General features: G+C 66.3%; 14 protein-coding genes. 7 read left to right on the top strand and 7 right to left on the bottom strand.

Annotation, left to right across the window (positions count from 1 at the left end):
- Position 1: 1 nt before the first annotated feature.
- The 5 genes from ACK6C6_RS13850 to ACK6C6_RS13830 form a co-directional block, all read right to left on the bottom strand.
- Entirely contained in the window at positions 2 to 1,039 is a 1,038-nt protein-coding gene (locus ACK6C6_RS13850) for an ABC transporter permease (RefSeq protein WP_209588490.1), read from the bottom strand.
- The gene (locus ACK6C6_RS13845; RefSeq protein WP_409268285.1) at positions 1,036 to 2,028 is read right to left on the bottom strand and encodes an ABC transporter permease; all 993 of its coding nucleotides are present in this window, start codon (positions 2,026 to 2,028) and stop codon (positions 1,036 to 1,038) included. Before ACK6C6_RS13845 ends, ACK6C6_RS13850 begins: the two co-directional genes overlap by 4 nt.
- Before the next feature lie 2 nt (positions 2,029 to 2,030).
- Complete coding sequence (locus tag ACK6C6_RS13840; protein WP_409267773.1) at positions 2,031 to 3,608, bottom strand: sugar ABC transporter ATP-binding protein; 1,578 nt, start codon at positions 3,606 to 3,608, stop codon at positions 2,031 to 2,033.
- A 64-nt stretch (positions 3,609 to 3,672) separates the two neighbouring features.
- Positions 3,673 to 4,704 (bottom strand): rhamnose ABC transporter substrate-binding protein, encoded by a 1,032-nt coding sequence (rhaS, locus tag ACK6C6_RS13835; RefSeq protein ID WP_409267772.1) that lies wholly within the window; start codon positions 4,702 to 4,704, stop codon positions 3,673 to 3,675.
- Positions 4,701 to 5,561, bottom strand: coding sequence for a DeoR/GlpR family DNA-binding transcription regulator (locus ACK6C6_RS13830; protein WP_209588488.1), 861 nt, complete (start codon positions 5,559 to 5,561; stop codon positions 4,701 to 4,703). The genes rhaS and ACK6C6_RS13830 overlap by 4 nt, the downstream gene beginning before the upstream one ends.
- A gap of 348 nt (positions 5,562 to 5,909) precedes the next feature.
- On the opposite strand from ACK6C6_RS13830, the gene ACK6C6_RS13825 reads away from it, so the two are divergent.
- The 3 genes from ACK6C6_RS13825 (at position 5,910) to ACK6C6_RS13815 (ending at position 9,778) form a co-directional block, all read left to right on the top strand.
- Positions 5,910 to 8,018, top strand: a complete 2,109-nt coding sequence (locus ACK6C6_RS13825; RefSeq protein WP_209588487.1) for a bifunctional rhamnulose-1-phosphate aldolase/short-chain dehydrogenase — start codon at positions 5,910 to 5,912, stop codon at positions 8,016 to 8,018.
- Positions 8,019 to 8,096: 78 nt separating this feature from the next.
- Complete coding sequence (gene rhaI, locus ACK6C6_RS13820) at positions 8,097 to 9,392, top strand: L-rhamnose catabolism isomerase (protein WP_409267771.1); 1,296 nt, start codon at positions 8,097 to 8,099, stop codon at positions 9,390 to 9,392.
- A gap of 65 nt (positions 9,393 to 9,457) precedes the next feature.
- Positions 9,458 to 9,778 carry an L-rhamnose mutarotase gene (locus ACK6C6_RS13815; protein WP_409267770.1) on the top strand — a complete coding sequence of 107 codons (321 nt, stop codon included), beginning with the start codon at positions 9,458 to 9,460 and terminating at the stop codon, positions 9,776 to 9,778.
- Positions 9,779 to 9,890: 112 nt separating this feature from the next.
- Here the strand turns inward: ACK6C6_RS13815 and ACK6C6_RS13810 are convergent, their stop codons facing one another.
- Entirely contained in the window at positions 9,891 to 10,808 is a 918-nt protein-coding gene (locus tag ACK6C6_RS13810) for an alpha/beta hydrolase (protein ID WP_409267769.1), read from the bottom strand.
- A gap of 37 nt (positions 10,809 to 10,845) precedes the next feature.
- On the opposite strand from ACK6C6_RS13810, the gene ACK6C6_RS13805 reads away from it, so the two are divergent.
- The gene (locus tag ACK6C6_RS13805; protein WP_409267768.1) at positions 10,846 to 11,484 is read left to right on the top strand and encodes a DUF1080 domain-containing protein; all 639 of its coding nucleotides are present in this window, start codon (positions 10,846 to 10,848) and stop codon (positions 11,482 to 11,484) included.
- Here ACK6C6_RS13805 and ACK6C6_RS13800 read toward each other — a convergent pair whose 3' ends face one another.
- A complete protein-coding gene (locus tag ACK6C6_RS13800; protein ID WP_409267767.1) occupies positions 11,485 to 12,831 on the bottom strand; it encodes a hypothetical protein in 1,347 nt (448 codons plus the stop codon). It lies immediately after the preceding gene.
- Positions 12,832 to 12,984: 153 nt separating this feature from the next.
- Here ACK6C6_RS13800 and ACK6C6_RS13795 point away from each other — a divergent pair, with 153 nt between their 5' ends.
- Genes ACK6C6_RS13795 through ACK6C6_RS13785 form a run of 3 tightly spaced genes read left to right on the top strand, consistent with a single transcriptional unit; the run spans position 12,985 to position 16,767 of the window.
- On the top strand, positions 12,985 to 14,649 hold the full coding sequence (locus ACK6C6_RS13795; RefSeq protein WP_409267766.1) for a rhamnogalacturonan acetylesterase: 1,665 nt from the start codon (positions 12,985 to 12,987) through the stop codon (positions 14,647 to 14,649).
- Positions 14,649 to 15,329, top strand: coding sequence for a DUF6250 domain-containing protein (locus ACK6C6_RS13790; protein ID WP_409267765.1), 681 nt, complete (start codon positions 14,649 to 14,651; stop codon positions 15,327 to 15,329). The genes ACK6C6_RS13795 and ACK6C6_RS13790 overlap by 1 nt, the downstream gene beginning before the upstream one ends.
- 16 nt (positions 15,330 to 15,345) lie before the next feature.
- Positions 15,346 to 16,767, top strand: a complete 1,422-nt coding sequence (locus ACK6C6_RS13785) for a glycoside hydrolase family 105 protein (protein ID WP_409267764.1) — start codon at positions 15,346 to 15,348, stop codon at positions 16,765 to 16,767.
- The last annotated feature ends 124 nt before the right edge of the window (positions 16,768 to 16,891 follow it).

Here is a 16,891-nt window from a genome sequence, read left to right as displayed (position 1 = left end):
GTCAGTGGCGGGTCGGCTTGCCGCGCACCAGGCGCGACACGGCGATGGTGCTGAGTAACAGCACGCCCACCACGATGGTCATGTAGATGCCGGGGACGTTGGCCAGGGCCAGGCCGTAGGTCACGGCGCCCATGGTCAGCACGGCCAGCATCACGCCGCCGATGGTGCCGGCGCCGCCGGCGATGCTGACGCCGCCCAGGATCACCATGGTGATGATTTCCAGTTCCCAGCCGGTGGCGATGTTCGGGCGGGTGCTGTCGATGCGGCCGGTGAGCAGGAAGGCTGCCAGGCCCGCCATGGCGCCGGTGAGCATGAACAGGCCGAGGCGGTAGCGGTCGACGGCGATGCCGGAGAAGCGCGCCGCATCCGGGTTGTTGCCGATCGCGTAGATGCGACGGCCGGTCGAGGTCCAGTGCAGCACCAGCGCGAACAGCAGGGCAAAGCCGAGCAGGATCACGAAGGAGCGCGGCACCATGCCGAAGAACACGCCCTGGCCCCAGCTGGTCATCGCTTCCGGATAGTTGGTGAAGGCCTTGTCGCCCAGCACCACGCTGCCCAGGCCCCGGTACAGCGAGAAGGTGCCGATGGTGACGACGATCGAGGGCAGCATGAAGCGGGTGACCAGGAAGCCGTTCAGCCAGCCGCACACCAGGCCGGTGCCCAGCGCCACGAACAGCAGGCTTCCCGCCGGGGCGCCGGCCTGGTGGGCCAGGCCCATTGCCACCGAAGACAGGGCCAGCGTGCCGGCCACCGAGATGTCGATCTCGCGGCAGATGATCAGGAGGGCCATCGGCAGCGCGATCAGGGCCTTCTCGCTGAAGTTGGCGGTGCCGTCCAGCAGGTTGTAGGGATCGAGGAAGTGCGGCAGGGTGACGCCGCCGGCCACGAACACCGCCAGCAGCAGCACGGCCAGCAGGCTCTCCCAGCGCGCCGCCAGGTGGCGCAGCGCCGGCTTTTCGCGGTCCAGGATGGTGTAGCGCGAGGTGCTGGCTGCGGCTTCGCTGGCCGCCTCGGTTTGTGCAATGGTGGTCGCGTTCACGCGGCGCTCCTCAGGTTGTCAAGCTTGTGCAGCGGCAGGATCTGGCGGCTGCAGTTGCGGTTGCCTCTAGCATTCATCAGGACGGCGACCAGGATCACGGCGCCGGTCAGGGCGCTCTGCCAGAAGGGCGAGACCTGCAGCACCGGCAGCGCATTGCCGATCACCGACAGGAACAGCGCGCCCAGCATGGCGCCCGCTACCTTCCCGACCCCGCCGGCGATGCTCACGCCCCCGATCACGCAGGCGGCGATCACGGTGAGTTCGAAGCCGTAGGCGATCTCGGTATAGGCGACCGCGTAGCGCGCCACCCACAGGTAGCCGCACAGGCCGGCGACCGTGCCCGACAGGCCATAGGTCCAGAACAGGCGCTTCGCAGTCGGAATGCCGATGTAGGCGGCGCACTGCGGCGCATTGCCGATGGCGTACAGGTCACGGCCGAAACGCGTGTAGCGGGCCACGAACACCATCGCCAGCACTGTGGCCAGGGCAATCCACACCAGGTGCGGCAGGCCGAGCAGGCGCTGCAGCGGGAAGGCGACGAAGCCGGCCGGCATCTGGTGGGCCGAGACCCAGGTCCCGCCCGAGATCACGAACACCAGGCCGCGGTACACGCTCATGGAACCGAGCGTGACGACGATCGGCGGCAGCTGCAGGTAGCCGATCAGCCAGCCGTTCAGCAGGCCGGCGACCAGGCCGGTGGCGGTGGCGGCCAGCATCACGAGCACCAGCGGCAGGCCGGGGTTTGCGCTGGCCAGCATGGCCGCGACCATGCCCGCCAGGGCCAGGGTCGACGCGACCGACAGGTCGATTCCGCGGGTGACGATCACCAGCATCTGGGTCAGCGCCAGCATCACGAGCAAGGTGCTGTCGGTGAGCAGGTTGGCGAGCGAGCCTGCGCTCACGAAGACCGGCGCGCGCAAGCCGACCAGCAGCACCAGCGCGACCACCATCAGGGCGAGCAGGGGCTCGCGTTGCTTGAGAATGTTCATATTCATGCTGCCACCTCGTTTGCGGCATTGAGCTCGACGCCGGATGCGGCCGCGACCACGGTTTCGGGCGTGGCGTCCTGGCGCGCGAACTCGCGCACCACGCGGCCCTGGCGCATCACGACCACGCGGTCGGCCAGGCCCAGCACTTCGGGCAGCTCGGAGGACACCAGGATCACGGACAGGCCGCGTTCCACCAGTTCGCTGATGAAGCGGTGCACCGCGGCCTTGGAGCCGATGTCGATGCCCTTGGTCGGCTCATCCAGGATGATGACTTTCGGATCGGTGGCCAGCCACTTGCCGAGCACCACCTTCTGCTGGTTGCCGCCCGAGAGTTCGGCGACGTTCTGCTGCAGGTGGTGGGCCTTCAGTTCGAGCTGTTCGGCGAAGCGGCGCGTCACTTGCGCCTCGGCACGGGCGCGGGTGAAGAAGCCGAAGCGCGACAGGATCGGCAGGGTGATGTTGTGGGCGATCGGCTGGCTCAGGTGCGCGCCGTGCTGCTGGCGGTCTTCCGGCACATAGGCCAGGCCGGCGGCGATGGCGTCGCGCGGGGCGCCGAAGCTCGCGTCCCTGCCTTCCAGGTGCACGCTGCCGCGCACATTGCTGGTGAGGCCGAACAGGGCCTGCATCACTTCCGAGCGGCCGGCGCCCACCAGGCCATAGAAGCCCAGGATTTCACCTTTGCGCAGCGTGAAGCTGACGTTCTGGAATTCGGTCGGGTGGCACAGGTCGCGCACTTCCAGCAGCGGCGCGCCGATCTCGACCTGGGCTTTCGGGTAGGCGTGGTGCACGGCGCGGCCCACCATCAGGGCCACCAGTTCCGGCTCGCCGATGTCGGCCAGGCGCCCTTCGGCCACGAACTGGCCGTCGCGCAGCACGGTGTAGCAGTCGGCCACCTCGAAGATCTCGTCGAACTTGTGCGAGATGAAGATGACGGCGGTGCCGGCGGCCTTCAGCTGGTCGATGATGCGGTACAGCTCGCGGATCTCGCGCTGCGACAGGGCGGCGGTCGGCTCGTCCATGATCACCACGCGCGCATCCTGCGACAGGGCGCGCGCGATCTCCACGAAGTGGCGCTGGGCCACCGACAGGTCGCGCACGCGGGCGCGCACCGGCAGGGCCACTTCCAGGCGCGCGAACAGGCGCTCGGCCTCGTCCTCGATGTTCTTCCAGTCGATGCGCCTGGCGGGGCCGCGGGTCGGATGACGGCCCACGTAGATGTTCTCGGCCACCGTCAGTTCGTCGAACATGACGGTCTCCTGGTGCACCGCGGTGATCCCGGCCGCCATCGCCTCCTGCGGGCTGCCGAAGGCGACTTCCTTTCCGTCGAGCAGGATGCTGCCGGCGTCGGGGCGGTGGATACCGGTCAGGGTCTTGACCAGGGTCGACTTGCCGGCGCCGTTCTCGCCGATCAGGGCCATGACTTCGCCCGGACGGATCGAGAGGCGCACGCCATTGAGCGCATGGACGCCGTTGAAGCGCTTGGTAATGCCGCTCAGCTGGAGGACCGGGGCATCGGCAAGATTCGCGGATGCTGCGTTTGCGCCGGGTAGGGGAGGGCTTGCAAGTTGGGTCACTGGCATACGGGTGTCGCTAAAGGTAAAAGGCGCCGCGCGGGAAAAAGATCACGCGCGGCGGCGGGGCCGGTCAGAACAGCTTGGCGAACTGCTCGACGTTCTCGGCGTTGTAGGTGAACGGCGGGCCGAGGGCCGCTTCGCCGTTGGCATCCAGGGTCACGTTGCCGAGGCGGCCAACCGAGACGCTAGCGCCGTCCTCCGCCTTGGCCTTGCCGGTCACGAACTGGTGGGCGGCATAGGTGGCGGCGTAGCCGAGGTCGATCGGGTTCCAGATCGCGAATTCGCGCACCGCGCCGCTCTTGACGTGGCCAGCCATCTCGGACGGCAGGCCCAGGCCGGTGACGAACACCTTGCCCACCAGGCCTTCGTCGGCGACCGCCTTGCTGGCGGCGACGATGCCGACCGTAGTCGGGGCGATGATCGCCTTCAGGTTCGGATGGCTGCGCAGCAGGCCGATGGCTTCGCGGTAGCTCTTGTCGGACTGGTCGTCGCCGTAGACGGTGGCCACCAGCTTCAGGTCCTTGTATTCGGGCTTTTCCAGGGTCTTCTTCATGACGCCGATCCAGAGGTTCTGGTTGGTCGCCTGGGCCGAGGCCGACAGGATCGCCAGCTCGCCCTTGCCGTTCATTTCCTTGGCCGCCATCTGGATCTGCTTCTCGCCGATCATCTCCGGATTCGACGGGTTCAGCTGCATCTGGCGACCGCCGGGGGCCAGGCCGCTGTCGAAGGAGATCACCTTGATCCCGCGCTGCATCGCCTTCTTGGTGATCGGCACCAGGGCGTTCGGATCGTTGGCCGAGACCACGATGGCGTCGACCTTCTGGCTGATCAGGGAATTGATGATCTCGATCTGGCCTTCGGCGCTGGGCGTGGTGGGGCCGGTGTAGATCACCTCGACGCCGCCGATCTGGCCGGCGGCTTCCTTGGCGCCGGTGTGGGCGGCGTCGAAGAAGCCGTTGCCCAGGCTTTTCACGACCATCGCGATCCTGGTCTGTTGCGGCGCTGCCGGATCGGCCTTCTTTTCACCGCAGCCGGCCAGGCCGGCGAGGATGCCGACGGCGGCCGCCGCGAGCAGGAAGTGTTTAAACGGCTTGATCTTCAATGGGAAAGCTCCATCAGGGCAGCGGACTGCAAGTCATAGGGCGCGCTATAGCGCGGCGCGTTGTGGGCGATTGGATCGCCGTCGGGTTCGACGGTGACCACCTTCACGCCGTACTGCTCGAGCAGCTGCACGGCCTTGTCGGAGGCGTTGGTATCGGTGATGACGGTGGACACGCGGTCCAGGCCGCACAGGATCAGGCCGGCCTTGCGCGCGAACTTCGAGCTGTCGGCCAGCACCACCAGTTCCTCGGCCTGGCTGATAAGGCGCTTCTCGGCCTGGATCAGCAGCGGGTCGGCTTCCATCAGGCCCAGCAGCGACAGGCCGTACACGCTCATGAACATCTTGGTGGCGTAGTGGTGCTGGGTGATGTCGTTATCGAAAGGCGAGAGGATGACGTTCTGCTCGCGGTACACGCGCCCGCCCGGCACGATGATCTCGTTCTCGCTCGAGACCAGCAGGCGCTCGGCCATCAGGAAGGAATTCGTGAGGATCTTCAGGTGCTTGTCGGTCAGGAACTCGGCCATCATGAAGGTGGTCGTGCCGCCGTTGATGATGATCGTTTCGCCGTCGGTGCACATGCCGGCCGCATGGCGGGCGATGGCACGCTTGCGCGCCGCGAAGCACTGGATGTTGTTCTGGAAGGTCTCGCTGGTCAGCGAGAACTGGCGCGTCTTCGGCAGCAGGTTCTCGGCGCCGCCGCGGGTGCGGGTGAGCAGGTTGCGGCCAGCCAGCCAGCTGATGTCGCGACGGACCGTCGCGGGGGATGCGTTGAGCCATTCGACAAGCTGCTGGACCGTTGCCGTCTGATGCTCGGCAAGCAGCTTCAGCAAACGCTTGCGGCGTTTGTGATTCACCATGTTGTCTCCTCCGAAAGCCGTCTGTTTTTAATGCGGCATGTCCGTCGTTCCTGCTGGAATCGCGGTGTGTATCAAAAGTATTAATCAAGCACTGCCGTAACGTCAATCACCAAATGATCAAGGGCCTGATTATTTGCCTTCGCTGCAACGCACAAACGCGCAATTCGCTCAAGTCGATGATTGATTGGGACTTGGTCAGCAAGTTGATTATTTCTGCGTTGACACCCCTTGCCCGGCTGCTTTCTACTGTCTGTCGATGCCGCAGAACGTGGCGGTTGCAGGACATTGGAAGAGAGACGCATCGTCCGCTCGGACGATGACAAAACAATCAACTTGGAGAATATCTTGATGGGCGCAATGAGCGAAACGAAACAACGCGAAGCAATCACTTCGCGCTGGGACGACGGTGTGGCCGCGAACATGAGCGAGCCGGAGCTGTTGCTGTACCGTTCGAACCTGCTGGGTTCGGACCTGCGCATTACCAATTTCGGCGGCGGTAATACCTCGGCCAAGGTCACCATGACCGACCCGCTCTCGGGCCAGCAGGTCGAGGTGCTGTGGGTGAAGGGCTCGGGCGGTGACCTGGGTTCGATCAAGATGGACGGCTTCTCGACCCTGTACATGGACAAGCTGCAGGCCCTGAAAGGGCGCTACCGCGGCCTGGAGCACGAAGACGAGATGGTCGGCTACCTGCCGCACTGCACCTTCAACCTGAACCCGCGCGCGGCCAGCATCGACACCCCGCTGCACGCCTACATCGCCCACAAGCACGTCGACCACATGCACCCGGATTCGTGCATCGCGATCGCCGCCTGCAAGAACAGCAAGGAACTCACCGCCAAGATCTTCGAAGGTGAGCTGGGCTGGCTGCCGTGGCAGCGTCCGGGCTACGACCTGGGCCTGAAGCTGGAACAGGTGTCGCAAGAGAACCCGCAACTGAAGGGCATCATCCTGGAAGGTCACGGCCTGTTCACCTGGGGCGACACCTCGAAGTCGTGCTACGAAACGACGCTGGCGATCATCAAGCGCGCCGAAGATTGGCTGGCTGCGAACATCCAGCAGCCGGTGTTCGGCGGCCAGGCCAAGCAGGCACTGCCCTCGACCGAGCGCGCCGCCCTGGCAGCCCGCCTGATGCCCCTCCTGCGCGGCAAGATCAGCCAGGACGAGTACAAGCTTGGCCACTTCGACGACAGCGACGCCGTGCTGGAATTCGTCAACTCGCAGGACCTGGCGCCGCTGGCGGCCCTCGGCACCTCCTGCCCTGACCACTTCCTGCGCACCAAGATCCGCCCGATGGTGCTGGACTTCGATCCGGCAGCGCCGGACTTCGAGCGCCTGGTGGCAGGCCTGGACCAGGCACTGAGCGACTACCGCGCCGACTACACCGCCTACTACGAGCGCTGCAAGCGTTCCAACAGCCCGAAGATCCGCGACGCCAACCCGATCATCTACCTGATCCCGGGCGTCGGCATGCTGTCCTTCGCCAAGGACAAGGCAACCGCGCGTATCGCCGGCGAGTTCTACGTCAATGCGATCAACGTGATGCGCGGCGCGAACGGCGTCGACAGCTACGTCGGCCTGCCGGAACAGGAAGCCTTCGACATCGAATACTGGCTGCTCGAGGAAGCCAAGCTGCAGCGCATGCCCAAGCCGAAGAGCCTGGCCGGCCGCATCGCCCTGGTAACCGGCGGCGCCGGCGGCATCGGCCAGGCGGTCGCCCGCCAGCTGCTGCAGGAAGGCGCCTGCGTGATGGTGACCGACATCGACAGCGAAGCCCTGGCCGCTGCCCAGCAGGACCTGAGCAAGGTGGCGGGCAAGGACAACGTCGCTGTCGTACGCGGCAACATCACCAGCGAGGAAGACGTCGCCCAGGTGCTGGCCGACACCGCCCTGCGTTTCGGTGGCGTCGACCTGCTGGTGTCGAACGCCGGCATCGCTTCGGCAGCACCGCTGGACGAAACCACGCTCGATATCTGGAAGCGTAACCAGGACATCCTGGTGACCGGCTACTTCCTGGTCAGCCGCAGCGCGTTCCAGATGATGAAGCAGCAGAAGCTGGGCGGCAGCATGGTCTTCGTGGGCAGCAAGAACGGCCTGGTGGCGTCGGCCGGCGCATCGGCCTACTGCACCGCCAAGGCGGCCGAACTGCACCTGGCGCGCTGCGTCGCGCTGGAAGGCGCCGAGCACGGCATCCGCGTCAACGTCGTCAACCCGGACGCGGTCATCAAGGGCTCGCGCATCTGGGATGGCAAGTGGAAGGAGGAGCGCGCCGCCTCGAACAAGATCGGCACCGACGACATCGAAGAGTTCTACCGCAAGCGCTCCATGCTGAAACTGAGCGTGCTGCCGGAAGATATCGCCGAAGCCGTCTACTTCTTCGCCAGCGACAAGTCGGGCAAGAGCACCGGCAACATCCTGAACGTCGACGCCGGCAACGCCGGGGCATTCACCCGCTAAAATAGAAGGCTGCGCAGCGGACAGCCACGCTCCATACGGGGGGCGTGGCGCCGCTAGCGCAGCATGAAGGAGACACGCATGAAACACCTGATCGACGCCGGCCTGGTGCAAGACCAGAACGCCAAACTGGAAGCCAATCTGCAGGCTGACTACGACGCCCTGGGCGGCGTGCTGTCGCGCCGCGGCCTGGACATCGACAAACTGACCGCACTGGCCCAGACCTTCGAAGTGGCGGTCCCGAGCTGGGGCGCCGGCACCGGCGGTACGCGCTTCGCGCGCTTCCCGGGCCGCGGCGAGCCGCGCAACGTGGTCGAGAAGCTGGAAGACTGCGGCGTGATCAACCAGCTGACCCGCGCCACCCCGGCCGTGTCGCTGCACTTCCCGTGGGATAAGCCGAGCGACGCGTCCGAACTGCGCGGCGTCGCCGAAGAACTGGGCCTGGGCTTCGACGCCGTCAACTCGAACACCTTCCAGGACCAGGTGGGCCAGGAACACACGTATAAATACGGCAGCCTGACCGCCAATAACGCCCAGGCACGCGCCCAGGCCGTGGCCCACAACATCGAATGCATCGAACTGGGCCAGGCGCTCGGTTCCAAGGCGCTGACCGTCTGGGTCGGCGACGGCGCCAACTTCCCGGGCCAGAGCAACCTGCGCGGCGCGCTGGAACGCTACCTGGACAGCATGCGCGAGATCTACGCCGCGCTGCCCGACGACTGGAACATCTTCATCGAGCACAAGCTGTTCGAGCCGGCCTTCTACGCCACCACCATCGCCGACTGGGGCACCAGCTTCGCCTGCGCCACCACCTTGGGCCCGAAGGCCAAGTGCCTGGTCGACCTGGGCCACCATGCACCGAACACCAACATCGAGATGATCGTGGCGCGCCTGGCGCAGTTCGGCAAGCTCGGCGGCTTCCACTTCAACGACAGCAAGTACGGCGACGACGACCTGGATTCGGGCTCGATCAATCCGTTCCAGCTGTTCCTGGTCTTTAACGAGCTGGCCGATGCGGCCCTGCGCGAAGGCCCGGGCTTCAAGCCGGCCTACATGCTGGACCAGTCGCACAACGTGACCGATCCGATCGAAAGCCTGATGAGCAGCGCCGTCGAAGTGCAGCGTTCCTTCGTGCAGTCGGCCCTGGTCGACCGCGCCGAACTGGCTTCGCTGCAGGAGCAGAACGACGTGCTGCAGGCCGCCCAGTGCCTGAAGCGCGCCTTCCGCACCGACGTCGGCCCGATCCTGGCCATGGCGCGCGTGCGCGCCGGTGGCGCCGCCGACCCGGTGGCCGCCTACCGCGCCAGCGGCTACCGCGACCGCGTCGCCAGCGCCCGTCCGGCCAAGGCCGGCGCAAGCAGCAGCGGCATCGTCTGATCCTGGTTGTGGCGTCCCAGGGTGATACCTTGGGACGCCATTTTTCTTGAGAAGCAGGAGAAGAGATGAGCACCACGACTCGCGCATTCCGGATGAAACTCAAGCCGGGCAACGAGGAAGAATACCGCCGCCGCCACGACGAGATCTGGCCGGACCTGGCCGCGCTGTTGCAAGGGGCAGGGATCCACGATTATTCGATCTTCCTGGACGAAGAGACGCTGGACCTGTTCGCGGTCATGAAGCTGCATCCGGGGCACCAACTCGGGCCGCTGCCGGAGCATCCGGTGATGAAGCGCTGGTGGGACTACATGGCGGATTTGATGGAAGTCGAGCCGGGGAACCGGCCGAAGGAGTGGCCGTTGAAGCAGGTGTTTCACCTGGCGTAAGGCCAGTGCTTTGGTAGGGTGGGCGGCTTTGCCGCCCACGCGGTCAGCTGAAGGCGGCGACCCCGATACACTTTTTCGATCCGCGTGGGCGGGAGACCCGCCCACCCTACGTTTATTTGGCCTTGTCGAGCAGCCCACGCATCTTCAACCATTCCTCCGCCCGCCGCGGCCAGCTCGACGCCGTCCCCAGCCCATCCCGCATCCCCATCCCGTGCGACCCCTGCTCGAACAGAACCATCTCCGCCGGCACCTTGTGGCGGGTGAGCGCCTGGTAGAACAGGATGCTGTTCTCGACCGGCACCGCCTGGTCGGCCTGGGTATGGATCAGGAGCGTGGGCGGGGTAGCGGCCGTCACCTGGCGCTCCGGCGACATCAAGGCCAGGTCCGCCGCGGACGGCGCGGCCCCCAGCAGCGCCTTGCGCGAGCCGGCGTGCACGGCCGGGCCTTCCATCGCGATCACCGGGTACATCAGCATCAGGAAGTCCGGCCGCGCACTCAGCTTGTCCAGTTCCGCGCCGGTGCGCCCGAGCGGATGATCGTACAGGGTGCCGGCGGTGGCGGCCAGGTGCCCGCCGGCCGAGCTGCCCATCACGCCGATGCGGTCCGGCTGGACCTTGAAGCGCGCCGCCTGCGAGCGCACCAGGCGCACCGCGCGCAGCACGTCGCGCAGCGGCGCCGGGTGGCCGAATTCCTGCTGGCGGTAGGTCAGGACAAAGCTGGCGATGCCCAGGGTGCTGAGCCAATGTGCGTACTGCTCGCCCTCGCGCCGGGTCGACTGGCGCACGTAGCCGCCGCCCGGGCAGATGATGACCGCAGTGCCGTTCGGGCGGTCCACCGCCGCCGGGTACACGGTCAAGCTCGGCTCGGTGATGTTGGTAGTGCGGCCATCCTCGTCGACCTTGTTGGGCCCGAGTTCCGGCCTGGCGTCGGGCACGCCTTCCGGCCACAAGGGCAGCACCAGCGGTCCCGCGGCGAGGGCGGGCAAGGATCCAAACGTCGTGAGCGCGAGGCCGGCAGCCAGCTGCGTCATCGTGCGTCTCCTGTTTTCATTCATGGAATATCCTCTTATGGTAAAGCTAACCGAACTTTGCAGTATTCTCGCATCCGCCGCCTTGCTGGCCGGCTGCGCCACCCAGAGCGTGCGTCCCTTCGACGGCGCCGGTGAACTGGAGCTGGTGAGCGCGCCGGGCGTCGACCCCTCGACCGTCTGGTCACGCGGCGCCGATGGCGTCGTCAAGGTGAGCGGCAAGCCGGCCGGCTACATCGCCACCCGCGCCAGCTATGTCAACTACCGCATGCACGTCGAGTGGCGCTGGCCGGGTCAACCTGGCAACGCCGGCGTGCTGCTGCACGTGGCGTCCGGCCCGAAGGATGGCGCCTGGCCGCTCAGCCTGCAGGTGCAGACCAAGCACGGGTTCGCCGGCGACATCCTGCCGATGGCCGGCGCCGGCTTCGCCGAGCCGCTCACCACGGCGCCGGGCGCCTACCCGGCCATCAAGGGGCATACGGGACCGGACAGCGAACGCTTGGTGGGCGAATGGAACAGCGCCGACATCCTGGCGCGCGACGGCGTGATCGAGGTGGCAATCAACGGCGTGCCGCAGAACCGCGTCAGTGCGCTGAAGCCGGCAGCCGGCCGGATCGGCTTCCAGCTCGAAGGCGTGCCCTACGAGCTGCGCAACATCACGATCACGCCGATCGACTGATCACTTTCGCTTCAGCCAGGCGTCGGGAACGGGCACCACGACGATGTTCATGCTGCGGCCGTCCTCCGACAGCATGGCCGACTGGATCTGGATCTTGGTCCCATCGGCGCTGAAGGTCGGGTGCGGGTGGTCGGCGGCGGTGGTCTTGTGGCCGGTGGTGAGCATCATCATCTCGCGGGTCTTGCGGTCGATCAGGTAGACGCTGCGGCTGAAGTCGTCGCCGACGGCGAAGCGGCCGTCGCTGGAACCGTGCACGTGCCAGAGGCCGCTGCCGGACGGGGTCTGTCCAACGATTTGCATCTGCCGGGTCCGCAAATTGACGATCGCCAGGCCGGTCGGCTTCTCGCGGGTGCCGGTCTGGCCCCAGCCGTCGTCCTGGCCCGGGTTGGCGCCGCCGACGTCGGTGGCGGGGCCTTCCACGGCCTTGGCCGCGCCCGGGATCGGACGGTGGCCCATGATCGCCATCGCCACTTCATCCTTCGAGATCACCGCCTCGTGCGTCACCCATTCGTAAGAAGCTTCCGGGTACAGCGGGCGCAGGCCGCTACCGTCCGCCATCACGGTCCAGGTGCGCTGCGGCGACTTGCCGCCGGTCTCCCAGCAGAACACGATCTCGCCCGGGTTGTACAGGTTGGCCTGGATGTGGCCGACCTGGAAGGGCACCGAGACCACGTGCTTGACTTCGCCGGTCTTGACGTTCAGGCGCGCGATGCCCTGCGGGCCGGCGCCCATCTTGCGCGGGCCGAAGGCCGGCTCGATCTTGGTGCCGGGCGCCAGGTGCTTGGCGGCCTGGCCCGGGCCCACCTTGAAGTAGACCCATTCCTCGTCCGCGTCCAGGGCCAGGTCGCCGCCGGCTTCCAGTTCCGGCGGCAGGTTGGCGGTCACGCGCTGGTAGCTGCTGGCCGGCTGCATGCGGCCGGCGGCGCTGTCGGCGAAGACGCGCGCCAGGTCGGTCTCGACGATCTGCAGGATCTTGTCGTTGTCCGGCGCCTTGCGCATGTAGTACAGCTTCATCGACTTCTGCGCGAGATTGAGCATGCCGGTGTAGCCGCCCTCGGTCACCTGCACCAGGTCGCCGGTGGCCTCGTTCACGGCCACCGCTTCGCTGCCGGCCAGGCGCGAACGGAACACCAGCCACTTGCCGTCCGAGGTCCATTGCGGGTGGGTCGGGTAGATCTTCGAGTCGCCGTGCGGTTTGCTGGTCAGGAAGGTGAGCATGGTGCCGGTCACCGGGTCCTTGACGAGCTTGCGCTCGGACGGGAAACGCTTGCCGATCTGGGCGGACGCGTCGAGGCTCAGCGTGAGCGCGGCGGAAAGGCAGAGGAGGGTGGCTAAGCGGGATGGCATGGTGGGTCTCCATATTGTGATGTTGTCCGCTCATTCTCCCAGCAGGAGTTGCTCAGATCTAATCATTCTGGTGATTCTTTCTGCGTCTTTACTGCCGGGTTGAGCGGTGGCGCATAGAATCAAGGGAAAGCTATAACACATGGAGACCCGTCGATGTCATACCTAGACGCCTTGATTCGCGCCGGCGCGATCCTATTGCTGGCCTGTGGAATCGCACAAGCACAGACCCCGGCAGCTGCCGTCAATACCGATCCGGCGCGCGCCCAGGTCAAGCTGCCCGAGCCGGCCAACCCTGCGCTGCCGTCGATCATCCTGATCGGCGATTCCACCGTGCGCAACGGCCATGACGACGGCCAGGGCAAGGGCGCGGAGGGGCAGTGGGGATGGGGCAATCCGCTCGCCGCTTACTTCGATCCGAGCAAAGTCAATGTGGTGAACCGCGCGGTCGGCGGCCTGTCCAGCCGCACCTACGTCACCTCCGGCCACTGGGAGCGCACGCTGGCCTTCGTGAAGCCGGGCGACATCGTCCTCATGCAGTTCGGCCACAACGACGCCTCGGCGATCAACGACGACAAGCGCGCCCGCGGCAGCATCCGCGGCATCGGCAGCGAGTCCCAGGAGATCGACAACATCCTGACGGGCAAGCGCGAAACCGTGTACAGCTACGGCGGCTACCTGCGCAAATACATCGCTGAGATTCGCGCCAAGGGCGCCACGCCGGTGGTGGTGTCGCTCATCCCGCGCAAGGCCTGGGTCGAAGAAGGGCCGGATGCCGGCAAGGTCCGCCGCAACAAGGGCGACTACGCCGGCTGGGCCGAGCAGGTCGCGCGCATGGAGAAGGTCGGCTTCATCGACCTCAACGAGCTGGCGGCGCGCCGCTACGACGAGATGGGCCGCGAAGGCGTGATGAAGATGTTTCCGGTCACCGTGCCGGACGAGCGCATTCACACCAACTGGGCCGGCGCGGCGCTCAATGCGCAGCTGCTGGTCGGCGGCCTGAAGGCGCTGGGCGACCCGCGCATGGCGAGCTTCCTCAAGCCGGTCGAAGACGTGCGCCCGGTGGTCGACGCGCGTACCGTGCGCGAAGAAGCGCCCTTGAATGCTTCGCTGCCGACCCTGTTCCTGGTGGGCGACTCCACGGTGAAGAGCGGTGGCCAGAACGGCGCCATCGGCTGGGGCGAGCGCATTTCCCAGTACTTCGATACCCGGAAGATCAATGTGGTCAACGCCGCCATCGGCGGGCGCAGCAGCCGCACCTTCTTCACCGAAGGGCGCTGGGACCGCGTGCTTGGCCAGATGAAGCAGGGCGACATGGTGGTCATCCAGTTCGGCCACAACGACGGCGGCCGCATCGGCGACCCGGCCAACAAGAACCGTGCATCGGCGCCCGGCATCGGCCCGGAGACGGTCGAGGATACCCGTCCGGATGGCAGCAAGGAGCAGGTGCACAGCTTTGGCTGGTACACCGCCAGGTACATCGCCGACGCGAAAGCGAAGGGCGTGACCGTCGTCATCGCCTCGCCCATCCCGCACCGCGACAAGTGGCAGCAGGAGCGTGACTTCGCCAACTTCGCCGACTGGGGCCGCCAGGTTGCCCAGGCAGGCGGCGCGCACTTCATGGACCTGACCATGCTGGTCACCGATGGCTACCACAAGATCGGCGCCGAGCGCGTCGACACCTTCTTTTCGGACGCGCGCACCCATACCAATGCCGCCGGCGCCGAATTCAATGCCCAGCGCGTCGTCGCCGGCCTGAAGGCACTGCCGGGCAATCCGCTGCGTCCGTATTTCTCCGACAAGGCGACGGGCATCCAGTGATGAAGGCATTGTTCGCGACCCTGCTGCTCGCCGCGGGCAGCGCGCAGGCGGCCTGTGAGAGTTGGGGCGAGAAGGGCGCTCTGCTGCACCAGGACAGCTTCGACGGTTCGCTGGAGGGCTACGTGAGCGAGTACGCGCTCAAGCCGGGCAACTTCATCGGCAACCGCGACGGCCGCCTGGTCATCGATGTCGACTCCGGCGCCACCGTCTGGCTCGACAAGCCGCTATCCGGCGACATCCTGATCGCCTACACGCGCCGCGTGGTGATGGCGGGCGGCCCGAACGACCGCCTGTCCGACCTGAACCACTTCTGGATGGCGCGCGACCCGGCCAACAAGAACCTGTTCACCCGCTCGGGCAAGTTCGAGGACTACGATGACCTCGACATGTATTATGCCGGCGTCGGCGGCAACCACAACGAGACCACCCGCCTGCGCCGCTACGCCGGCGGCCAGCGCGAGATGGTCGCGGAGCGCCTCGGCGCGGACTGGATGCTCCAGCCCAACCGCGACTATCGCGTGGAGATCTCGGTCTACCGCGGCTGCACCCGGATGCTGCTCGACGGCCGCGAAGTATTTTCCTATCGCGACCCTCACCCGTTCACCCAGGGCTACATGGGATTTCGCACCACCTGGTCGCGCCACACCATCGATAACCTGACGATTCACCAGCTGAAATAAAAAGGAGACACCCAAGATGACCACCCCCATGCCGCGCCGTGCACTGATCGGCCTGCTCGTTGCGAGCCTGTTCCCGGCCATGAGCGCGATTGCGCAGGACGCGCCGGCGGCCCAGGAAAAAGGCCCGGCCGCGGCCGACGCGATGCTGCACGCCCTGGACGTGAAGTACCCGACCCGCTACCAGCCGATGGAAGCGAACGAGGTCAAGGCCGTGCTCGACCGCGTGTTCGCCTACCTGGACCGCACGACGCCGGCTGAGCTGATCCACAAGGGCGACAATTCGCCGATCACCGACCTGAGCAAGGCCGAGCCGGATGCGGTGCTGAAACCCGGCGACTTCCGCCTGACCAGCTACGAATGGGGCGTCACCTACCTGGGCATGCTGGCGGCCGGCCAGGCCACCGGCGACCAGCGCTACACCGACTACACCCAGAAGCGCCACGCGCTGCTGTCGCAGCTGACCAGGACCTACCTGCCGGTGGTGCAGGCCGACCGCGCCAACTCGCACGCGCCGATCAAGAGCTTCCTGAACCCGCACGCGCTGGACGATGCCGGCGCCCTGTGCCACAGCTTCCTGAAAGCCCAGGTGGGCGGCTCGAAGGTCGACTACAGCCAGATGGTCGGCATCTGCGGCGACTTCGTCACCAAGCATGAATACCGCCTGAAGGACGGCATCCTGGCGCGCGGCGGACCGGACGGCAAGGGCGGCCGCAAGATGCGTCCGCTGCCGGACACGATCTGGCTGGACGACATGTTCATGGGCGTGCCGACCATGGCTTACCTGGGCAAGGTCACGGGCAACCGCAAGCACTACGACGACGCCGTCAACCAGGTGCTGCAGTTCTCGAAGCGCATGTTCAACCCGAAGCTGGGCATCTACATGCACGGCTACGTCGAAGGCATGCGTGACCACCCGGAGCTGCGCTGGGCGCGCGCCAACGGCTGGGCGGTGATGGCCATGGTCGAGGTGCTGGAAGTGCTGCCGAAGGACCACAAGGGCTACAATCAGGTGCTGGCGCAGCTGCGCGCCCACATCAAGGGCCTGGCCGGCTACCAGACCAAGGAAGGCTTCTGGCACCAGCTGATCGACCGCAACGACACCTACCAGGAGACCTCGGCCACCGCGATCTACACCTACGCGATCGCACGCGCGGTCAACCGCGGCTACGTCGATGCGCAGATGTACGGTCCGATGGCGAACCTGGCCTGGAACGCGGTGGCCAGCAAGGTCACGAGCGCTGGCCAGATCGAGGGCATCTGCGTGGGTACCGGCATGGCCTTCGACCCGGCCTTCTACGCCTATCGTCCGACCAGCGTGAAAGCGGCGCACGGCTACGGCCCGACGTTGCTGGCCGGCGCCGAGATCATCGAGATGAACAAGAAGTACAAGTTCGGCTTGAACGACAGCGGGCTGATGTTCCAGGGCGCGCGTCAGTAAACCGGGATCCGGTAGGGTGGGCGGGTTTCCCGCCCACGCGGTGATCGTTATCGCTGGAACAGCCGTGTTGGCTGATCTTGTGGGAGTCGACCGCGTGGGCAGGAAACCTGCCCACCCTACATAT

The sequence above is a fragment of the Massilia sp. BHUDP2 genome (assembly GCF_046236355.1).
GTDB lineage: Bacteria > Pseudomonadota > Gammaproteobacteria > Burkholderiales > Burkholderiaceae_D > Telluria > Telluria varians.
Note: the sequence above shows the minus strand (reverse complement) of the source record. Positions and strands in the feature narration are given on the sequence as shown.